Here is a 21,197-nt window from a genome sequence, read left to right as displayed (position 1 = left end):
CTTTCTGTTTTCCGCTCAGGTGCGTGCCTGATTGACGGTTGTGCAGCACTTAGCTACCTCTTCGCAGTTCTCGATCCCTTCGTCCAGGACCTCCAGTCCTTTCTCTTCGGTTGCCATGATATTGCCTCCTTGGTGGTGATCTTTCATCGCTGCTGGATGAAAAGAATATTATCTGGATTTAATGCGTAAATTCTGCTACCTTATGCCCCAATTTTACAGCAGCGCGGCTTAGCTATTGTATCGGTTCGATAAAATGCATCTTAAGGGCTGATTCTGAGACGTTACAATTTCTTACATCTTTTTCTAGTCCTATTGGCCGTACTTTCGGCCTATGTTGCTGCGCCCGCCCTGGCTGCGGACGATGAGGTGGTGGCGTCGCTAGGCCTTGGCGATGACGAAACCGAATTAACCTCGTCCCATTTTCCCCGCCCTGCCTCCAAGATTGCCGAAAACGTCACGGTTGTCACTGCCGAAGAGATCGAACGGCTCAATGCCCATACCCTGGCCGAGGTGCTTCAGACAGTCTCCGGTTTTCAGCTCGACCAGGTCCGCACCCCGGGCAGCTGGGGTTTTTTCTCCATAAACGGCACTTACAGCGGCGACGGCCATATCCTGGTGATGATCGACGGGGTGCCGCAGAATTTCCTTGCTGCCAATAACACTTCTGCCGAGATCGGTTTGATCCCGGTGCAGCAGATCGAGCGGGTGGAGATCATCAAGGGGGCAGCCTCCACTGCCTGGGGACCAGCGCTCGGCGGGGTGATCAACGTCATCACCAAGTCGCCGGACCCGGAGCGGCGGGTGGCCGGCACAGCCTCTGCCTCGATCGGAAGCAGCTACACTACCGATCTGCATGGGGAACTGACCGGGACGATCGACCGTTTCGGCTATTACCTCACCGGCGGCAACCTCCACTCCGACGGTTTGAACCAGGGGAACTGGACAAAACTCAACCATTTTTTCGGCAAGTTTACCTACGACCTGCCGACCAAGGGGACCCTGACCCTGGGGCTGGATTACCGCGACTCTTCCCGCGGGCTGGAGGAGTCCATCCCGTTCGATATCCGCGATTCCTCTGGGTCATATTACGGCAGCAGTTATCTGAACTTCAGTTACCCGCTGGCGGACCGGCTGAACCTGGAACTGACCGGCCGGTTGGGCCACAAGGAGATGTGGACCAAGTGGGGGTTTGTAACCATTCCGGACCTCCTTGCTGATATTAAGACACAGGAGGATTCCTGGGGGACAGGCATCAGGCTTAACTGGGGTGACGCCGAACGTAACCTGGTTTTCGGCATGGAGTATGTCCATGACTCGATTAAGACCAGGGATCCGCTCGTTGATCAACCCTACACCAACTTCGACCGGAAACTGGACCGCTACGACGTTTACCTGAACGGAGCCTATTCACTTGGGCCGCTGACCATCCTTCCGGGTGTACGCTACGATTATACCGGCCTTGACGACAATGCCTTCAGCTATACCCTTGGCGCCACCTACAAAATCACCGACAAGACCCTGCTCCGCGCCTATGGCGCCCGCGGCTACAGCATGCCGCTCATCAATTTCCAGAACAAGCTCCAGCAGATCTGGACCATGCAGGGCGGCTTCGAGACCGCGGAGATCCCATATCTCTGGCTGAAAGGGACCCTGTTCCAGAGCGACACCTGGCATATTGAGAACGACGACAATAGCAACTTCCCGGATGTGCTCGTTACCCTTACCGAGCAGAAAAGACGCGGCTTTGAGCTGGAGGCCCACACATCGCCCGTTTACGGGGCTTACCTGACCGCTGGCTATACCTATGCCGAGGTCAGGGACGCGACAACCGATGAACGCCCATCGTGGATACCCACCAACGGCCTCAAGCTGGCCCTCAACTACGACAACAAAGATATTGGCCTGCGCGGTGCGTTGATCGGCAATTACATCCATTGGCCCAGCTCTGCCGGTCCGGTCAAAGAGGGCGGACTGATCTGGGACCTGCACCTGAACCAGAAGCTGTTCCCGGCTAAAGAGCTGTCGCCGGAGCTGTTCTTCTCGGCCCGCAACCTGTTCGACGGCAACCAGTACACCAATGACCTGTGGAAGAACAACCCTCGGTGGTTTGAGGGTGGGGTGAGGTTTAAATTCTGATGAGGACGCTATTTATTGCCATAGCGCTCTTCGTCATGAGCGCCGCACCCTGCCTGGCCGTAGAGGTGCTGATCGTGCAGTCGGGCAACGGCGCTGCCTATGCCGAGGCGATCCGCGGCTTCAGGGAGGTGTTCGGCGGCGCCACGCAGACCATCCTGCTCTCCGACTATGCCGATGTGGACCTGGTGCGGATCGTCAAGGAAGAACAGCCGCGGCTGGTGCTGGCCGTGGGCGACCCGGCGCTCGCCAAGGCGAAAAAGGTCCGCCAGGTGCCGGTAATATCGTTGCTGGCGCTCGGTCAGGGGCTCCCGCGCCCGGCGGCCGGGAATATCCACGGCGTCTCGGTCGCCCCGGCGCCGGTCAGGTACATGCAGCTCTTTTCCGGCATGGGCGCCAAAAAGGTCGGGGTGGTATACGACCCGAGCCGCACCGGCAATTACCTGAAGCGGGCCCTGGCGGCGGCGGATAACGCCGGCATCAGGCTCGTGGCCCGCGAAGTGAAAGACCCCCGAACCGTTGTGGCCACGATCGATCAGTTCAAGGGGGTTGTCGATGCCGTCTGGATGGTGCCCGACACCACCGCAGTGACCACGGCGTCGCTGGAGGCGTATTTCGGCTTCTCGGCCCGCAACAAGGTTCCTGTCATTGCCTTCAGCGAACTGTACCTCCCCAAGGGCGCGGCCGCCTCCATCGACGTTGATCGCGTCGATATGGGGCGCCAGGCCGGAGAACTGGCCACATCGCTCCTGAAAGGCGGCTCTCCCGCACCCGGCACGCTCCTGGACCCGCGCAAGCTTGAGGTCAACAGCAATACGAGCATTGCGCAGAAACTCGGCCTGAAGATCCCGGATCTCATATTCCCCCAGAAGTAACCCGCGACCGCCCAAGCGCCATGGAGCCGGATTTTGATACCCTGTCGGTTCTGTGCCATTACTTAAGAGCGAATTTGCGACGGTATAATCCCTTACATCTGCTCGTCTTTCTTCCGGCCCTGCTTTTGGCATGCCTTGGCGCGCCTGCATTCGCCGCTGACCCGGAGGTGCAGAATGCATTCGGCCTGGCCGACGAAGAGATCGTCGTAACCTCGTCCCATTTCCCCCGCCCTGCCTCCAAGATTGCCGAAAACGTCACGGTCATCACTGCCGAAGAGATCGAACGGCTCAATGCCCACACCCTGGCCGATGTGCTCCAGACCGTTCCCGGCATCCAGCTCGATTACCTGCGCACCCCCGGCTCCTTCACCTTCTTCAATATCCAGGGGGCGAATAATACCACCGTCTTGGTTCTTATCGACGGGGTGCGGCAGAACGATTTCCAGTCTAATATGGCCGAGCCGGGTGCAATCCCGGTGCAGCAGATTGAACGGATCGAGATCGTCAAGGGCGCGGCCTCCACTGCCTGGGGACCGGCACTCGGCGGGGTGATCAATATTGTAACCAAGGAGCCGAACCCGGAACGCCTTGCCTCGGGCATGCTCTCCGGCTCTATCGGCGAGCGGTTCACGGCCGATTCCCGGGCCGAACTCTCCGGCACCATCGACCGGTTCGGTTACTATCTCACTGCCGGCAACCTCCGCTCCGACGGCCTGCTCCCCAACAACGCTGTCAACTTCAACAATCTCTACGCCAAATTTTCGTACCTCCTCCCCACCAACGGCACCCTTACCTTTGGCTACTCATACCTGGGCGATCGCCGGGGGATGGATGAGGGGTACCTGGCCAGCTGGGATATCGTTGTCCATGACAATAGCGACCACCGTCGTCAATACGGGTTTCTCAGGCTTGACCAGCCGTTGGGCGAGCGGTTCAAGATGGAGATCGAAGGTTATCTTACGGATAAATTCGTACTCGCCACATTGGGTTATATCGACAATGGCACTGTCGTTAATGACAATGAAATAGAGACGCGAGATCGCAGCCGTGGTGTCAACGCTCGTCTCAACTGGGGTGACAGCCAGAAGAACCTGGTGGCCGGTCTGGAGTATCTCCATGCCGAGGCCAGAAATCGGGATCTAGTGACTACGGACCCGCCGATCTTTGACCGGGCCTGGGACCGCTGGGCGCTTTACGCCAACGGTAGCTACACCCTCGGTCCCCTAGCTGTGTTACCCGGCATCCGCGTTGACCACACAGGACTTTCCAGCGAATACTTCAGTTATACTCTCGGCGCCACCTGGCGGCTGACCGAGAATAGTCTGCTCCGTGCCTATGGCGCTCAGGGTTATGGCCTGCCGACGCCGCTAACCACGCACGGTCTGATGAAGGTCCGTACCGTGCAGGCCGGGTTTGAATCGAGCGATATCCCGTACCTCTGGCTCAAGGGAACCTATTTCTTCAACTGGCTGCGCGACATCGAGTCGACGGGTGATATAGTGTTGCAGAACCAGAACCGCCAGGGGATTGAGCTGGAAGCACGCACCGTGCCGCTCTATGGCTTCTCTCTGTCGACCGGTTATACCTTCTCCTCCGTGAAGGACGTCGATACCGGCGAGCGGGTCAAGTCCAGCAGCCAGTGGGCTGTACCGCCGCACGTTCTGAAACTGGGCCTTAACTACGACAATAGCGACCTTGGCCTGCGGGGAAGTCTGACCGGTAACCATGTCAACTGGAACGCCACCAGCGGCACTATGTACGCTGCGGCCATGATCTGGGACCTGCACCTGAACTGGAAGCTCTGCCCGGCCAAGGAGCTGTCGCCGGAGCTGTTCTTCTCGGCCCGCAACCTGTTCGACGGCGTCCAGACCACCGATACCGAGCTGTACAAGAATACCCCCCGTTGGTTTGAGGGTGGGGTGAGGTTTAAATTTTGATGTGGACGCTATTTATTGCCATAGCGTTCATCATTCTGAGCGTTGCCCCGGCCCTGGCCGTGGAGGTGCTGATCGTGCAGTCGGGCAACGGCGCTGCCTATGCCGAGGCGATCCGCGGCTTCAGGGAGGTGTTCGGCGGCGCCACGCAGACCATCCTCCTCTCCGACTACGCCGATGTCGATCTGGTGCGGATCGTCAAGGAAGAACAGCCGCGGCTGGTGCTGGCCGTGGGCGACCCGGCGCTCAGCCGGGCGAAAAAGGTCCGCCAGGTGCCGGTAATATCGTTGATGGCGCTCGGCCAGGGGCTCCCGCGCCCGGCGGCCGGGAATATCCACGGCGTCTCGGTCGCCCCGGCACCGGTCAGGTACATGCAGCTCTTTTCCGGCATGGGCGCCAAAAAGGTCGGGGTGGTGTACGACCCGAGCCGCACCGGCAATTACCTGAAGCGGGCCCTGGCGGCGGCAGATAACGCCGGCATCAAACTCGTGGCCCGCGAAGTGAAAGACCCCCGAACCGTTGTGGCCACGATCGATCAGTTCAAGGGGGTTGTCGATGCCGTCTGGATGGTGCCCGACACCACCGCGGTGACCACGGCGTCGCTTGAGGCGTATTTCGGCTTTTCCGCCCGCAACAAGGTTCCTGTCATTGCCTTCAGCGAACTGTACCTCCCCAAGGGTGCGGCCGCCTCCATCGACGTTGATCGCGTCGATATGGGGCGCCAGGCCGGGGAACTGGCCACATCGCTCCTGAAAGGCGGCGCTCCCGCACCCGGCATGCTCCTGGACCCGCGCAAGCTGGCGGTCAACAGCAATACGAACATTGCGCAGAAACTCGGCCTGAAGATCCCTGAGCTCATATTTCCCCTGAAGTAACCCGCCTCTTTTTCCGTCCGGAAATCATTTTTTTTGACCCCCTGTTTACCCCTGATAGGGCACCCCGTTATTCCCCTGTTTTTACCCCCGGTTTTTAAAAATGGATCAAAATGCTCCATTTTTGACCCCTGTCCAACTAATTGAAAAACAACAACTCTCAAAAAAATGGAGCAAAATGATCCATTTTTTACCCCTATCCAACCTATTGAAAAATAACAACTCTCAAAAAAATGGAGCAAAATGATCCATTTTTGACCCTGTTTTTTTGGCCGGTATTTGCCCCTGGTTTGGAACCTCTCCGGACCTTCTGTCGGATCAGGTGTCAACTGCCCTGATTTTGGGGAGTTCGCTCGTTCGGCACGCTTGTTGCTTTATCATTAAAACAGCACCGGATAATGTCATTGCCAAGAGGGGTTTCATGCCAGCGGATTTTCAAGCCATAACCAGTTACATCGAGTTGATTCGAAGTTCGCGTCTCAGCCCGTATACCAGCAATATGCTGGAATACATCCTTTACCAGCTCAACCTCGCCATGCTCAAGACCGAGCGCGGCGCCCAGGCCCCGGCCGTTTTCCCGTGCGACCGGGCCGAGATCGAACAGTTGAACCGGTTGATCCATGCCGCCGGAAGCGATAACGACAATCAGGACGCCTCAAAGGAACTGGTCGACAAGATCTTTCAGATCATCGACCGGGTTTATAGCGACAACATGCATTTTGAAGCCGGATCAGTCAGGAGATCGCGTGAAAACTAAACATTCCAAAGAAGCGCTGCAGGAGTTGGCGCCGAAATGCCAGCATGGGCACGCCTGTGTAGAAACGGGCCGATGCGGCGACCGGGAGTTGTGCAAGGTGAAGCGGTGCGCCGGCGAGAGTGTCCTGTTTCTGGAAGGAGACGTGCCGTTTGTCTGTCCGTACCTGCTCTCGTTTGGTTACGGGCATCTTTGCACCTGCCCGGTGCATGCGCAGTTGTATAAGTCCGATCAAAACTGCTTCAGTTCTGAAACACCCGATCCATTGCGGAACAAGCTGGCGTCAACCAATAAATACTGACGCCTGTCAGCCGCTAACGCTTGCCATTGGGGAGATCCCCGCCGGGGTCGCTGCATCCGAGTCGTTTTGGTCCCTTCCTTTCCGACTCGACGTGCGCGACCCCTTTTTCTTTGTCAGGGCAATATGCTTCCCGGATCAGTGCCGCACCATCTCAAAGACGAACAGCAGGATCTCGACTGCGATCAGGGCGATGATGATCCATTCGAGGCGGGCGGAGCGGCGGGCGTGGGAGAGCCCGGCAAAAACCTCGTTGGTGTGGAGCAGGGTGTCGGATTTCTGCCGGATCTGGCTGTACCGCTGGCTGAGCTCGAACATGTTGGCCAGGGTGGCGTGGAACCGGTCGGCCTCCTCGCTCTCCCAGGTGATGTCCGGCTTGTCGAGGATCATGATGTGCGAGATGGAGCGGTACCTGAAGTTGAGGATGGTGGCGGCGGTGCGGGCAAGTTCGGAATCCGCGACCTTCAGCTCGCCCCGGCCGAGACGGTCGATGATCTCCTCCATCCGGTCGAACACCACGTCCACCAGCGCCTCCAGCTGCTCCAGGGCAACCGATTTGGCCAGGACATAGGCGATGATATCCAGGTAGACCTTTTCTCCTTGCGGCATGGTTGCCATGTCATTGGCGACCGTGATCTTTTCCCCTTCGTTCAGCCGGAGCGCGTAACGCTCCCGGTAAGAGGATGGCCGCAGCGGTTTCACCCCTGCCGCGCGTTGCGCCAGCCGATCAAAAAACCTTTCCACAAAATCGTCGGGGCAGTTGAAGAACACCGCGGAGCCGAAGGAGGTCAGGTAGACCCTGGGAGCATCGATCCGGCTGTCCTCGAACAGGGTGAGGTCAGCCGGAGCCAGAATCAGCGGCTCTTCCCAGGAGAGCTTGCGGGTGACGCCGAGTGCAGCGGCCAGCCGGTTCCGGTCGGTATCCCCTTCGATGGCTACGGCAAGAAACGGGTAGACGGTCATGGCGGCCTCACTTTGCAATGGCGCGGAACCGCGCCACGGCCTCGGGGATGGCGCTGTCGTCGATGTTGCCGAAGGCGAGCCTTAAGTACGGGGTGAGCGCAGGGCCGAATACCTCGCCGGGAAGGGAGAGGACTCCGGCCTCTTCGACCAGCAGGCGCGCCACCTCGCGGCCGGTCCTGGCCGGGAACGGGTGTCGCACCCAGGCAAAGAACGCCCCGCTGGTGACCAGTTCGAACCGGTTGCCGGGTCCAGTGAATTCGTCCCGGAACCGGTCGTGCCGCTGCTGCATCATCCGGCAGTTGTCCCGTACCCAGTCATCCAGGTTTTCGGCCCCGAATTTGACCGCCAGCTGGGCGATGCGGGGCTGGCAGACCGTCATGGAGTCCTGGGCCTTGAGCGCCTGGCCGATGAACTCTTCCGAGGCGGCCAGCATCCCGGCGCGGAAGCCGGTCAGGGCATAGGTCTTGCCGAACGACATGATCTGGATGAAGTTTTCCGGCCAGTCGGGGCGGGTGAAGAGGTTGTGGGGCCGCGGGCTTCCGGCGATGAATTCGGCGTAGGTCTCGTCCAGCACCAGGGGAATGCCGTTGCTCCGGGCCAGTTCGTACAACTCGTCGATAACCGGCGCCGGGGTGACTGCGCCGGTCGGGTTGCTCGGGGTGACGACCAGGATCGCCCTGGTCCGTGGGGTGATCAGGGCCGCAATGGTTGCCGGGTCCGGGATGCCGCGGTTTTCCGGGACGAACGGCGCCGCTACCATCCTGATGCCGAGCATGGCGAGCCCCATCGGGTGGTCGAAGTAGGCCGGTTCCTGGACGATCACCTCGTCACCGGGCTCGCAGAGGCCGATCATGGCGAGCCAGAACGCCTGGCTCGCACCCACGGTCAGGTCGATCCGGCCGGGGTTGATGACGGCGCCGTAAATCCGCCGATACCTGGCGCAGACCGCTTCCCTGACCTCGGCCAGACCTTCATCCGGCGTGTAGCGGGCGATCAACGGGTCGTCGAGCAGGGCCTTCAGATGGCTGGTCATTGCCGCTGCCGGCGGGTAGGAGGGGACGGCCTGGCAGAGATCGATCAGCGCCAGATCGCTGTTTTTGCGACCTCCCAGCCAGCCCAGGACCTCGGTGATCGGCGGGGGGTGGACTGCCGCAACGGCAGGGTTGATCCGAAAGGACATGGTCTCTGCTCCTGGTTATTTCTTTACCGGCGCGCCGAGCCGGGTCAGTTCGTCGCATTTCCCGGTTAGTTCGCATTTTTTCCGGTACATCAGGATGGCGTTTTCCCGGTATTTCACCTTCTCGAACAGGGCACCGGCCTGGGTGCAGATGTCGGCCGTGATATCCCGGCCGTCGATAAGGTCTTTCACCTGCTTGGTGAGGCAGATGTCGAAGAGGAGATTAGCGACCCGCGTCTTCTGCATGACCCCCAGGTTTTCCGATTGAATAGCGGCCACAGAGGCGTTGTACGAGTTCTCGACGTTGAGTCCTTTTTCAAAATATGCGACCCCTTCGTCGACCAGGGTGTTGTTGATAAGGAATAACCCCAGTTCGGCGCACGGGTTGTGACGGTCGCCGAACAGCTTCTTGTACACGGCCGTCTCCCCCTCCAGGCAGCGCTTGGCGGCTCCCTGGTCGATCTCGCCGGTCTGGCCGCTCCGGTCAGAGGCCAGGATCAGTTCTTTTCCCGAGCTGGATATGTATTTGGCCGGGAAGCAGCCGGCCAGCGGCACAATCAGGGCGGTCAGGACGCACAGCCGGAACAAAAAGGTTCGATGCAACTCGTTCATATATTCTCTTCCCCCTGAATTGGGTTGTTTGACCCCGGTCAACAACAAGGCCGTTCATCTCTGGTAGAATCTATACCATAGAAACTAAGATTACGCGACAGGGAGGGAATCATGGCGATCCGGGCCGAGCAGATAAATCTGGTTGAAGCGGTGGGGTACCAGGACGGGGCAGTGGTCAGCAAGACCCTGGTGGACAAGAAGGCCGGGACGATCACGCTGTTTGCCTTTGCCGCCGGGCAGGGGCTTTCCGAGCACACCGCTCCGTTCGATGCATTGGTGCAGGTGGTGGACGGCGAGGCGAAAGTGACGGTGGACGGGGTCGATTACCTGGTCAAGGCGGGCGAAATGATAATAATGCCGGCAAACTACCCCCATTCGTTGGCCGCCGAGTCTCCTTTCAAGATGGTGCTGGTAATGATCAGGGCTTAAGCTGGTATTCGGGGTATTAGTAACCCTTTAGTGGTAATATTTGTAACTTGCCGAAATTAAAGGGTTATGTCTCTTGGGGACGATTCCACAATGCCTGTGGATAACATTGTGTAAATAATGTGAAGACGTTGCCTAACCGTCACAAAAAATAGCTACCTTTGCGATTTGCCTAAATTATAAGCAGGCGATTTTGCCCCTGGATCTGGTTAAAAAAATCAATAATTACGAGATGTTGTGTAACTACCGGAAAAGGTTGGGCAACCGTGCTGTCAAGCAATTTCTTTGCCGGAATGGAAGAAAAACATCATGGAGACATCGTTTTAAAACGCTTGACTTGCCCCCTGCTCCTGTGGTAAGAAATAACCCTTTTAATTCAATATGTTAATGGTTTTGTGCGGCTCATACTGATTTCGGAGGGATAAACATGGCACAACAACTCGAATTCACGGTAGGCGGGCTTCTCGATCATATTGCGGCACGTTATCCGGACAACGATGCCCTGGTCTATCCCGAGCTGGGGCTGCGCTACAGCTACCGGCAGTTCAACGATCTCTGCCGCGGGGTGGCCAAGGGGTTGCTGAAGCTGGGGGTCAGGAAGGGTGACAATGTCGCCATCTGGGCCTACAACGTCCCCGAGTGGGTGGTGCTCATGTATGCCAGCGCCAAGATCGGCGCAGTCCTGGTGACGGTCAACACCGCCTACAAGTCGGCTGAGCTGGAGTACATCCTGAACCAGTCCGATTCTACCACCCTGTTCATGGTCAGGTCATGGAAGGATACCGATTACGTTGCCACTCTGACTGAGGTGGTGCCTGAACTGGCCGCCACCAAACCGGGCGAACTCAACAACGCCAAGGTGCCGTTTCTCAAGACTGTTGTCTTCATCGGTGAGGAGACCCCGGCCGGCATGTTGAATTTCACGAGTATTGCCGAGATGGGCAAGGGTGTCTCCGATGCCGAACTGCTGGCTGCGGAGGCTACGGTCGACAAGCATGATACCATCCAGATGCAGTATACCTCCGGCACCACCGGGTTCCCCAAGGGGGTCATGCTGACCAGTCACAACCTGGTCAATAACGGTTTTTTCATCGGTGAATGCATGAAGTTCACCGACAAGGACCGGCTCTGCATCCCGGTGCCGTTCTTCCACTGCTTCGGGTCGGTCCTGGCGGTTTTGGCATCAGTCACCCACGGCACCGCGATGGTCCCGGTGGAGATCTTCGACCCGCTCAAGGTGCTGCAAACAATCGAGAAGGAGCGCTGTACCGCAGTCCACGGCGTTCCCACCATGTTCATTGCCGAACTGGAGCATCCCGAATTCGGCAGGTTCGACCTCTCCACCCTCCGGACCGGCATCATGGCCGGGTCGGTCTGCCCCATCGAGGTGATGAAGCGGTGCGTCAAGGATATGAACCTGACCGAGATCACCAGTGTCTACGGCCAGACCGAATCGTCGCCGGGCATCACTCAGACACGCACCGAGGACTCTGTCGAGCTGCGGGTTTCCACCGTAGGCCGGGCGCTCCCCGGAGCCGAGGTAAAGATTGTCGACATCGAGACCGGCGCCACCCTGCCGCCCGGCAAGCAGGGTGAACTCTGCGCCCGTGGTTACATGGTGATGAAGGGGTACTACAAGATGCCCGAGGAAACCGCAAAGGTGATCGACGCCAACGGCTGGCTCCACACCGGCGACCTGGCGGTCATGGACGAAAACGGCTACTGCAAGATCACCGGCCGTATCAAGCAGATGATCATCCGCGGCGGTGAGAACATCTATCCCAAGGAGATCGAGGAATACCTCTATACCAACCCGAAGATCTCGGACGTGCAGATTTACGGCGTGCCGGACCGGAAGTACGGCGAGCAGGTGATGGCCGCGGTGATCCTCAAGAAGGGGGAGACCATGACCGAGGATGAGGTCCGGGAGTTCTGCAAAGGACGGATTGCCAACTACAAGATCCCGAAGTACGTCAAGTTTGTCGACGGCTACCCGATGACCGCCAGCGGCAAGATTCAGAAGTTCAAGCTGCGGGATATGGCTATTAAAGAGTTGCACCTGGAGGAGTAAGCGGGAGCGCGGCTTTTGCGCGATTTCGGCGTTGGTTTTCGTCACCAGTTTGTGCGACATAGCGCTGCTATGTCTCCGCACGGTTCCTCAACCGCCTTGAACTCGCATCAAAATCCACGCTCCTGACAATTGTCAGAATAAAAAAACCCGCCATCTTTGGATGAGCGGGTTTTTTCGTGTCATGAAGGTTTGCGCATCAGGTAGGTGACGAAATCTTCGCCGATCCGGCTGTCCACCAGTTCGCACCCTTGGTTCAGGAACCGTTGCTGGACATCGAACTTGTCCTGGATCGGAATGCCGGAGAGGAGCAGCATGCCGCCGGGCCGGGTCATGGCGGCCATCTCCGGGGCGAGCAGCAGGTGGATCTCGGCGTAGATATTGGCCAGGATCAGGTCAAAGGTTGTGCCGCTGATGCACGAGAGTTCGCCGCAGAGGGTGGCAATGCGAGGTTCCGCATCGTTGAGCCGGATGTTCTCGACGCCGGAAACCGCTGCCTTCCAGTCGATATCGATTGCCAGCACCGACGCGGCGCCCAGCCGTACCGCGGCTATCGCCAGTATCCCGGTGCCGCTCCCCAGGTCCAGGGCCTTGCTGCCGGCCAGGTTCCCCATTCCGGCCAGGAACTCCAGGCATGCGGCCGTGGTCTCATGCTCGCCGGAGCCGAATGCCCCCTTTTTGCCGAGAATGATCGGGATGCCGCAACCGGTTGCCGGCTCCCCTTCGGGGATGATCGTGAACGGCCCGATGTCGAACGGTTTGAATACTCTTCCGTAGCTGCTCATGGCTGGGCTCCTCAAGTTAGGAGGCTGTTGAAAAACTCAGGTTGTTCAAAAATGGTCAGATCGGCGCACCCACAGAAAGCCCCACGGAGGCGTAGCAGCGCTACGCCGCACACGGCGGCTTTCGAGGACGGCGACGAGATGGCTGTTTTTCAACAACCTGCTAAAAAAACGGGGCCTTCCGTAACGGAGGCCCCAATGTCGAATGGATCAGGTACGGTCAGAAGATGTAGACGAACTTGGCCCAGAGACTGTTCCCCTGCGGGCGGTTGGCGGTTTCGACCTCGAACTGGTACTTGAGGTCGAGGCTCATGTTCTTGTAGTCGTACTTGGCCTGCGGGCCGATGGCCAGGGCATAGCCGCGACTGTTATCGATCTTGTTGCCGTTCAGTTCGTCATCGGTGACCTGCTGGTAATAATACCCGCCGGCGCCGAGGCTCCAGGGGCCGATATGCTTGGCGAAGGTGTAATCGACATGGAATTCGTTGCCTGACTCGTAGTTGGTGGCACTGTTCTTGGTATTCATGTCGTACATGAATTTGCCGGACAGTTCATACCCCTTGTCGCAGACGTATGTTGCCCCGATAATCGGCTCGAACGTGTAGTAGTTCCTGCCGGGGTTGACGATCCTGGTCTTGTCGTAATCGCCGGTGGGGAGGAAGATATCCAGCCCAAAGACCGCGTGCAGGTTCTTGCTGAAATGCCAGGAGAGGATCACCGGGTCGATGATGATGTCGCCCAGCCCGAACTTGCTCTGGCTGATCTTGCCCCCCGGAGTCGTGACCGTGGCGTCCACGTTCAGGATCGGCACGAACATCTGCATCCCCCAGTTCGCCCCGAGGACGGTCTTGTCGGTGACATGCAGGAACCGGAAGACGTTGGCAGTGACGTTCAGCTTGAAGTCGGGGTTGGAGCTCTTGCCGTCGTTATTATTGAGCCGGTCGGCCGAGTACCAGTTGAAGTAGTCCAGGAAATAGGTGCCGGGCGGCGGCACTGCGCCGGCCATGAAGTCCTCCGCGCCGTTGGGATAGGCGCCTCCGCCCCCCTCGGTTGCCATTGCCCCGGTCACCAGCAGGCCGAGAAGCATTATCGAGCCGCTCATAATAGCGGCCATCCTGAAAAATCTCCGCATCATTTTCTAACCCTCCCTTTTGATTGAATCTGATCACACAGGTTCTTGAAGCGGCATTATTATCAATATTGCACCACGGGCGCAAGGGAGAATCTTTTGCTGGACTTGGGGCATGAAGTTTTTGTATACAAAGCGTTGCGGTAATCTAACAACAGACGGGGGAAGATGTGAGATCGACAATACTCGGCGTTGTGCTGGCCCTGTTCATGCTCTGCTTTCTGGCGATTGTCATTGAGGAGACGTTTCTGGGAGGGCGGCGGCGCCGCAAGATGGAAAAGAGACTGAGAGGAGAGAAGAATGCGGATAACGCCAACAGTCGAGCTTGAGCATCGTTGTCACCGGCTGCAGCTCAAGATGGCCGAAGAGGGGCTTGATGCGGTTATAATTCTCCAGAACGCCGACCTGTTCTATTTTACCGGCACCATCCAGAGCGGGTGCCTCTATGTTCCGGCAACCGGCCAGCCGCTCTACCTGGTCAGAAGGGATGTCGGCCGGGCCAGGATGGAATGCGGGCTGAAAGAGGTTGTGCCGTTCGGTTCGCCCAAAGACCTTCCCCGGATCCTGGCCGAGTTCGGCTATCCGGAGCCGAAGAGCATCGCAATGGAATTCGATGTGGTGCCGGTACTGTTCTATGAGCGGTACCGGAAGGTCTTTCCGCAGGCGGCGTTCAGCGACGCCACGCCGTTGATCCGGATGGTGCGGATGATCAAATCCGCCTACGAAATCCATATCATGAAGGATGCCGCGGACCAGGTGGACAAGGTCTACCGGAGGGCCACAGAGGTCATCAAAGAGGGGATCACGGACATCGAGCTTGCCGCCGAGCTTGAATACACGGCGCGCCGCAACGGCCATCTCGGCCATATCAGGATGCGGGTCTTCAACGGCGAGATGATCTTCGGCCATACGATTTCCGGCACCGACTCCGCAGTACCGGCATACACCGATACCCCGCTCGGCGGGGTGGGGCCCAGCCCGGCGTTCGGCCAGGGTGCCAGCTTCAAGCCGATTGCCGCACACGAGCCGATCATTGTCGATTTTGCCGGCAGCATCGACGGTTACTTGGTGGACCAGACCCGCGTCTTTGCCATCGGCGGGCTGCCGGAGCAGTTGGTCCGGGCGTATGAGGACATGGTCAAGGTGCAGGAGTTGATGATCGAGCTGGCGCCGGCCAGGCCGACCTGGGGGGCATTGTACGAATCCTGCCGGAAATTTGCCGAGGAGCTGGGTTACACCGACAGTTTCATGGGGTCTAAAGGCGCCCAGGTCTCTTTCATCGGTCATGGCATCGGCGTGGAGATCGACGAGTATCCGTTCATTGCCAGGGGGTTCGACACCATGAGCCTGGAGCCGGGGATGGCCTTTGCCTTCGAGCCCAAGGTCGTGCTGCCGGGGCTGGGCGCAGTGGGGATCGAGGATACCTTTTACCTGGCCGGCGACGGAACCCTGAAGCAGCTGACCTATTCCGACCCGAGGCTGGTAATTCTTTGACGAAGCCATGAAAAATTTTGTTGATTTTAATTTAAGCCGATGCTATAAGAGCCGCACAATTGTATACAGTATATCGAATCGCTGTTCCATGTAAGTCCCTTAATCTTTATTGTGCGCGCTGTTTCAACCCGTTATTTGCAGAAAAACGTATCTGAATTCAATTATTTAGTGAGCAACGAAAGGAGGGAGTGTACGGTCCAGCAGGTTTCTGGTTTTTGCTGCGGTTCATTTCCAACCTAATAACAACAACGCATGAAAGGAGAGCACGCAACATGGCACTGAAGGAAACCCTCAAGCAGAAGATTGAAGAGTTCCGCCCCCGCACAACAAAACTGGTCAAGGAATTCGGTAAGGTCGTTATCGATCAGGTAACCATCGACCAGTGTATCGGCGGCGCCCGCGACATCCGCAGCCTCGTGACCGACATCTCCTACCTGGATCCCCAGGAAGGTATCCGTTTCCGCGGCAAAACCATCCCCGAGACCTTCGCTGCGCTCCCAAAGGCACCCAAGTCAAATTACCCGACTGTCGAGTCCTTCTGGTACTTCCTGCTCACCGGCGACGTGCCGACCCAGGCCCAGGTTGACGAAGTAGTCAAGGAATGGAAAGTACGCCAGGAAGTTCCCCAGTACGTGTTCGACGCCATCCGCGCACTGCCGAAGGATATCCATCCGATGGTAATGCTCTCCGTTGGTATGCTGGCCCTGCAGAAAGATTCCAAATTCTATGCCTTCTACGGCTCGGGCAAGTTCAACAAGATGACCGCCTGGGAATATGTCTACGAAGATGCATCTGATCTGGTTGCCCGTATTCCTGTTATCGCTGCTTTCATCTACAACCTCAAGTATCGCGGCGACAAGCAGATCGCCATCGATCCGAGCCTCGACATGGGCGCCAACTTTGCCCATATGATCGGCCAGAGCGAAGAGTACAAGGATGTTGCCCGTATGTACTTCATCCTCCACTCCGACCACGAGTCCGGGAACGTCTCTGCCCACACGACTCACCTGGTTCACTCGGCACTGTCCGATCCTTACTATGCATACTCCGCAGGTCTCAACGGCCTTGCCGGCCCGCTGCACGGCCTTGCCAACCAGGAAGTTCTCGACTGGACCATGAAGTTCCAGGAGAAGTACTGCAAGGACGTCGAGCCGACCAAGGAACTCATCACCAAGGCCCTTTGGGATACCCTCAACTCCGGCCAGGTAATTCCGGGTTACGGCCACGCCGTTCTCCGCAAGACCGACCCGCGCTACATGTCACAGCGCGAGTTCTGCCTCAACACCCCGGGCCTCAGGGACGATCCGCTGTTCAAGGTTGTCGCCATGATCTTTGAAGTCGCCCCTGGCGTCCTCACCGAGCAGGGCAAAGCCAAGAACCCCTGGCCGAACGTCGACGCACAGTCCGGCGTTATCCAGTGGTACTACGGCCTCCGCGAGTGGGACTTCTACACCGTTCTCTTCGGTGTGGGCCGCGCCCTCGGCTGCATGGCCAACATTACCTGGGACCGTGGCCTCGGCTACGCCATCGAGCGTCCGAAGTCGGTTACCACCGCAATGCTGGAGAAGTGGGCTGCAGAAGGCGGCCGCAAGCTGTCCTAATTACGGCTTCGCAGCAGCAATAAAAAGGGGAGATGCTTCGGCATCTCCCCTTTTTTTATGTAAATTTTTCATTGACGCAAACCCCATTTCCAGCTTCTAACCCTTCTGAGTTTAACTCGCATTTAATTCTATCTGGCAGAAATATTGCAAAAATTTCATAATTTCTTATTTAATGTTTTGTTATTATCGCTGCGATGAATAAATGTCTTGGATTTGGTCGGTTCCGGAGGGGAAATGAAACGTGGTTTATTGCTGTGCATCGTCATATCGCTTTTTGCTGTCTGGAAACCGCCGTGTTTTGCAGCACAAACGGCCGTGAAACTTTCTGATCTGGAAAAATCATCCAGAAAGGACTCACGGTTTGTTGCGAATAATCTCCGGAATGACAAATCAGACGTTCATCAGTACAAGGATGACGAGATAATCGTCAAATTCCGGGAAAAGGTTCCAGTGGAGAAAAGACAGCAGCTTCACCAGCGTCATGGCGCCCGGGAAATCAAGGAGTTCAGGAATCAGAAGACGCATCATCTAAAGCTCAATGGTGGGATGACGGTGAAGGATGCGGTTGAGCTTTACAGGAATGATCCGGATGTTGAATACGCTGAACCAAACTTTATCTATACGATTCAGCGAACCCCTGATGATATTAAATTCAGCGAGTTGTGGGGGCTTCTGAACACCGGTCAGAATGGGGGTACACCAGGTGCTGACATAAAGGCGACGACTGCATGGGATATTAGCACGGGCAGCAGCGATAACGTTGTGGCAATAATTGATTCCGGTATAGATTACACTCACCCGGACCTGGTTGCCAATTTGTGGGTCAATGTCGGGATAGATACAGCGAATCAGGATTCAGACCCGTTTGACGACAATGGTCATGGAACCCATGTCGCAGGGACTATTGGCGCCATCGGGAACAACGGCACCGGTGTTGCCGGCGTCAACTGGAATGTAAAGCTTACCGCCTGCAAATTCCTGTCTGCAAGCGGTTCCGGCACTCTTGACAATGCGTTGCAATGTCTCGACTACATTAAGAGCCTGAAAGATGCTGGAGCCAATATAGTGGCCACAAATAACAGTTGGGGGGGTGGGGCTTTTTCGCAGGCGCTGTATGATGCGATTAACGCTCAACAGGACATTCTTTTTATCGCAGCGGCCGGCAATAACGGAACAGATAGCGATAACAAGCCTTCTTATCCCGCATCGTACGATCTGCCTAACATTATATCCGTTTCAGCAACCGACAGGAACGACAACAAGGCGACATTTTCCAACTATGGGAGACGAACTGTTCATGTAAGCGCTCCGGGAGTTGGGATATACAGCACGCTCCCTGCAGTTAATGAGTGGGGGATTCCCGGCGGATACGGCCTTCTTTCCGGTACATCAATGGCGGCCCCTCATGCTACCGGGCTTGCTGCACTGATCAAGGCGCAGTTCCCGGCAATGGACTGGAAAGGGATTAAGAACCTTATTTTGTCAGGAGCTGATAGTGTGCCGAATATGTATGAAAGGACGATAACCGGCAAGAGGATTGATGCCTATAATTCATTGACCTGCTCTGAAAGGATGCTCTTTTCGATACTGAAGAAGCCATCTTCGATATCTGTAGGCACGCCGGTTACCCTCTCGGTGATGAGCATTAACTGCTCGGCGCCGTCCGGCCCGGTTACGGTGACAAATTCAAACGGCGATGTCCTGATGCTTGCAGATGACGGCTTAGGTTTAGACCAAGTGGGTGGAGATGGTGTTTTTACCGCAACCTGGACTCCGACCCGGTCATTGGAGGTTCTTGTTTTCTCATCACCTGCAGGACGCGAAGTAATCGAGTTTCCTGCTCTCGGCATAGTTACCCGTTCAGTAGGAATAAATGTCGGTTCACCTTGCCGCCAGTCTCTGCTCGGTTCAGGCGGTCATTTCCCGTACACATGGTCCGTTGTATCGGGTAGCTTGCCGCCAGGCATGACACTTAACGGTTCCACTGGAGAGTTATCCGGCTCAGCCACAACTGAAGGGAGTTACCAGTTAACTGTGCAACTGTTGGATTCTCACGGAGCAAAGGCGCTGCAGGATCTCTTAATAAGCGTCTATCCTCCCGGCATACAGGTTGAATGGAGTGTTACATCTGACAGCAACTCTTTTACAAACGTTTATGTGGATTATTTAGTGGGTAATTTGGTCGATATTGCTGTAGATGGCGATGGGAACAGCTATCTGATTAGAGAGGGTTATTTTCTTAATGGCCAGAATGTCTGGGAATCCTGTGCCTATCTTTTCAAATATGATCCTGCCGGGAACCTTCTATGGTACAAAAATCCTGCTGGGATACCTTCGGCAATAGCACTTGACAGGGAGGGGGCTCTGTATTTAGGTGGGATGAGCTGCACTTGGTCCTCGACCGCGTGCAGTTATGATAAATATCTCCTTTCCAAATTTGATCCGGATGGGAATCTTCTCTGGAGCAGACAGCGTCCCGGCAATGAAGTGACAGACGTTTCAACCGACAAGCAGGGCAATATCTATATCTCCGGGACTTACAGCACATCTACCAACGATATCGTCATCGTCAAGTATGATTCCTCTGGAAACGAACTCTGGACCGGCACTGCCAAGAGCACAAGCACAAGGGTTCTGAGCAATCCATATATTGCGGTGGATTTGAATGACAATGTGTATATAACCGGCAATGCAGCCAATACAGCTGCACCAGGAATTGTCAATTATGATCAGCTGCTGCTGAAATTCGATGCATCAGGGAAAGAGCTCTGGCTAAAGACCGATGACTCCGGGGGTAAAGAAACCGGGCAGGACGTGGCGGTTGACAGGAACGGCAATGTTTATGTCACCGGGTGGTCGATCGCATCGCCGGCTGTTCAGCTGCTCACAAAATTTGACCAGAACGGCAATGTCCTCTGGAAAAGGAGTCATGTTGAAGGGATTGGCAGTAAGGGGTTCGGTCTTGCAGTGGACGAAAACGCCGTCTATGTGACCGGGAGCCTGCTGGGGTCCCCTTACAAGCCGACAGATTTCCTGGTATCGAAATACGATTTCAGCGGCAACATGTTGTGGGGCATGACCTATGACGCCGGCGGGTCTGAGCGCGGCGAGCGGCTCACCCTGGACCCGAACGGCAATATATTTGTCACTGGCAGTTCAGGCGATGTTGACAATGTGTATTTAAAGGCTCTCACGGTGAAGTTCAATGACTCCCTCGCACTTGCTGTTACCGCTTCTGGAACTCTGCCGGAAGGAGTGTCCGGGGCCCCTTATGACACGGCTCTATCCGCACGGGGTGGTACGCCTCCGTACAGCTGGTCCGTAAGCTCGGGAGCGATTCCCGCAGGATTGACCATGGACCCGGTCACAGGGGTGATTTCTGGAATTATCAATGGCAGCGGTAAGGTGCAATTCGATGTTCGAGTGTCTGACGCGACAGGTATGACGGCAAGCAAACAGATGTCGGTGACGATATTGGGGATAAACAGCCAGTCTTTTGTCCCGGCTACGAATGGGACGGATTACAAACTGGTGATTACCGGAAGCGGAGGAACAAGCCCATACAGCTGGTCCCTGGTTTCCGGGGCTCTACCGCCAGGTCTAGTGTTTGAGGGTTCTACCGATTCCTCTGTCATCAAAGGGGTGCCGACTGAAACCGGTATTTATAGCTTTACGCTGCAGTTGCAGGACAGCTCCGGCAGGACAACATCGAAGCAGTTTTCAATAACGGTTGCAGACCCGGTTTGCGTCGCTTATCCGGCAAGAACTCCGCGAACCCCCATAGCCTATTACAACAGCATGCAATCGGCTTTGAACGATGTCGTCGATGAAGTAATGCATGTGCAGGGAGTCGATATCTACGAGAGTATTTTATTGGATCGCGGCATTAATCTGAAGCTGTGGGGCGGTTATAACTGCTATTTTAACGACAACTCTCTGCAGACAAAGGTTCACGGTTCGCTGGTAATTGTTAACGGAGTTGTGGAACTGAATAATATAGTACTGCTTCCTTAATGTCGTTGAACAGCATTCAATCAGGCGTTGACCGCGTTCTTTTGCTGAATGAGACAAAAAGGGGA

The 21,197-nt window shown here is 56.5% G+C and carries 18 protein-coding genes; 12 read left to right on the top strand and 6 right to left on the bottom strand.

What is annotated here, in order from left to right; genetic code table 11:
- Window positions 1–15: 15 nt before the first annotated feature.
- Window positions 16–117: a geopeptide gene (gene gptA / locus OR1_RS21335; protein WP_082002748.1), complete on the bottom strand. Its 102-nt coding sequence runs from the start codon at window positions 115–117 to the stop codon at window positions 16–18.
- A 195-nt stretch (window positions 118–312) separates the two neighbouring features.
- Between gptA and OR1_RS01170 the strand changes: the two genes are divergently transcribed.
- From OR1_RS01170 to OR1_RS01145, 6 genes are all read left to right on the top strand, one after another.
- Window positions 313–2,136 carry a TonB-dependent siderophore receptor gene (locus OR1_RS01170; protein WP_041969427.1) on the top strand — a complete coding sequence of 608 codons (1,824 nt, stop codon included), beginning with the start codon at window positions 313–315 and terminating at the stop codon, window positions 2,134–2,136.
- Complete coding sequence (locus OR1_RS01165; RefSeq protein ID WP_041969426.1) at window positions 2,136–3,008, top strand: ABC transporter substrate-binding protein; 873 nt, start codon at window positions 2,136–2,138, stop codon at window positions 3,006–3,008. Before OR1_RS01170 ends, OR1_RS01165 begins: the two co-directional genes overlap by 1 nt.
- A 74-nt stretch (window positions 3,009–3,082) precedes the next feature.
- Window positions 3,083–4,945: a TonB-dependent siderophore receptor gene (locus OR1_RS22980; RefSeq protein WP_160295190.1), complete on the top strand. Its 1,863-nt coding sequence runs from the start codon at window positions 3,083–3,085 to the stop codon at window positions 4,943–4,945.
- A complete protein-coding gene (locus OR1_RS01155; RefSeq protein ID WP_041969425.1) occupies window positions 4,945–5,817 on the top strand; it encodes an ABC transporter substrate-binding protein in 873 nt (290 codons plus the stop codon). The genes OR1_RS22980 and OR1_RS01155 overlap by 1 nt, the downstream gene beginning before the upstream one ends.
- 418 nt (window positions 5,818–6,235) lie before the next feature.
- On the top strand, window positions 6,236–6,571 hold the full coding sequence (locus OR1_RS01150; protein ID WP_041969424.1) for a hypothetical protein: 336 nt from the start codon (window positions 6,236–6,238) through the stop codon (window positions 6,569–6,571).
- Window positions 6,561–6,869 (top strand): hypothetical protein, encoded by a 309-nt coding sequence (locus OR1_RS01145; RefSeq protein ID WP_041969423.1) that lies wholly within the window; start codon window positions 6,561–6,563, stop codon window positions 6,867–6,869. The genes OR1_RS01150 and OR1_RS01145 overlap by 11 nt, the downstream gene beginning before the upstream one ends.
- A gap of 135 nt (window positions 6,870–7,004) precedes the next feature.
- Here the strand turns inward: OR1_RS01145 and OR1_RS01140 are convergent, their stop codons facing one another.
- Genes OR1_RS01140 through OR1_RS01130 form a run of 3 tightly spaced genes read right to left on the bottom strand, consistent with a single transcriptional unit; the run spans window position 7,005 to window position 9,618 of the window.
- Window positions 7,005–7,829, bottom strand: a complete 825-nt coding sequence (locus OR1_RS01140) for an RMD1 family protein (protein WP_041969422.1) — start codon at window positions 7,827–7,829, stop codon at window positions 7,005–7,007.
- Between the two features lie 7 nt (window positions 7,830–7,836).
- Window positions 7,837–9,009: an aminotransferase gene (locus OR1_RS01135; protein ID WP_041969421.1), complete on the bottom strand. Its 1,173-nt coding sequence runs from the start codon at window positions 9,007–9,009 to the stop codon at window positions 7,837–7,839.
- Window positions 9,010–9,024: 15 nt separating this feature from the next.
- A complete protein-coding gene (locus OR1_RS01130) occupies window positions 9,025–9,618 on the bottom strand; it encodes a hypothetical protein (protein ID WP_041969420.1) in 594 nt (197 codons plus the stop codon).
- A gap of 111 nt (window positions 9,619–9,729) precedes the next feature.
- Between OR1_RS01130 and OR1_RS01125 the strand changes: the two genes are divergently transcribed.
- Both OR1_RS01125 and OR1_RS01120 read left to right on the top strand, forming a co-directional pair.
- A complete protein-coding gene (locus OR1_RS01125) occupies window positions 9,730–10,047 on the top strand; it encodes a cupin domain-containing protein (RefSeq protein WP_041969419.1) in 318 nt (105 codons plus the stop codon).
- 424 nt (window positions 10,048–10,471) lie between these two features.
- Window positions 10,472–12,115, top strand: coding sequence for an AMP-binding protein (locus OR1_RS01120; protein ID WP_041969418.1), 1,644 nt, complete (start codon window positions 10,472–10,474; stop codon window positions 12,113–12,115).
- A 179-nt stretch (window positions 12,116–12,294) separates the two neighbouring features.
- Here OR1_RS01120 and OR1_RS01115 read toward each other — a convergent pair whose 3' ends face one another.
- On the bottom strand, window positions 12,295–12,897 hold the full coding sequence (locus OR1_RS01115; RefSeq protein WP_041969417.1) for a 50S ribosomal protein L11 methyltransferase: 603 nt from the start codon (window positions 12,895–12,897) through the stop codon (window positions 12,295–12,297).
- A gap of 217 nt (window positions 12,898–13,114) precedes the next feature.
- Window positions 13,115–14,029, bottom strand: coding sequence for a transporter (locus tag OR1_RS01110; protein WP_152609770.1), 915 nt, complete (start codon window positions 14,027–14,029; stop codon window positions 13,115–13,117).
- 164 nt (window positions 14,030–14,193) lie between these two features.
- Here OR1_RS01110 and OR1_RS22440 point away from each other — a divergent pair, with 164 nt between their 5' ends.
- The 4 genes from OR1_RS22440 to OR1_RS20505 all read left to right on the top strand — a co-directional run bounded on the left by OR1_RS22440 (window position 14,194) and on the right by OR1_RS20505 (window position 21,132).
- Window positions 14,194–14,352, top strand: a complete 159-nt coding sequence (locus tag OR1_RS22440; protein WP_193377080.1) for a hypothetical protein — start codon at window positions 14,194–14,196, stop codon at window positions 14,350–14,352.
- A complete protein-coding gene (locus OR1_RS01105) occupies window positions 14,324–15,517 on the top strand; it encodes a Xaa-Pro peptidase family protein (protein ID WP_041969416.1) in 1,194 nt (397 codons plus the stop codon). Before OR1_RS22440 ends, OR1_RS01105 begins: the two co-directional genes overlap by 29 nt.
- A gap of 272 nt (window positions 15,518–15,789) precedes the next feature.
- A complete protein-coding gene (locus OR1_RS01100; RefSeq protein WP_041969415.1) occupies window positions 15,790–17,118 on the top strand; it encodes a citrate (Si)-synthase in 1,329 nt (442 codons plus the stop codon).
- A gap of 234 nt (window positions 17,119–17,352) precedes the next feature.
- Window positions 17,353–21,132 carry a S8 family serine peptidase gene (locus OR1_RS20505; RefSeq protein ID WP_052440181.1) on the top strand — a complete coding sequence of 1,260 codons (3,780 nt, stop codon included), beginning with the start codon at window positions 17,353–17,355 and terminating at the stop codon, window positions 21,130–21,132.
- The last annotated feature ends 65 nt before the right edge of the window (window positions 21,133–21,197 follow it).

It is taken from the genome of Geobacter sp. OR-1 (assembly GCF_000813145.1).
GTDB lineage: Bacteria > Desulfobacterota > Desulfuromonadia > Geobacterales > DSM-12255 > Geoanaerobacter.
The sequence above is the reverse complement of the archived record's forward strand: the minus strand, read 5'-3'. Positions and strand labels throughout refer to the sequence as shown.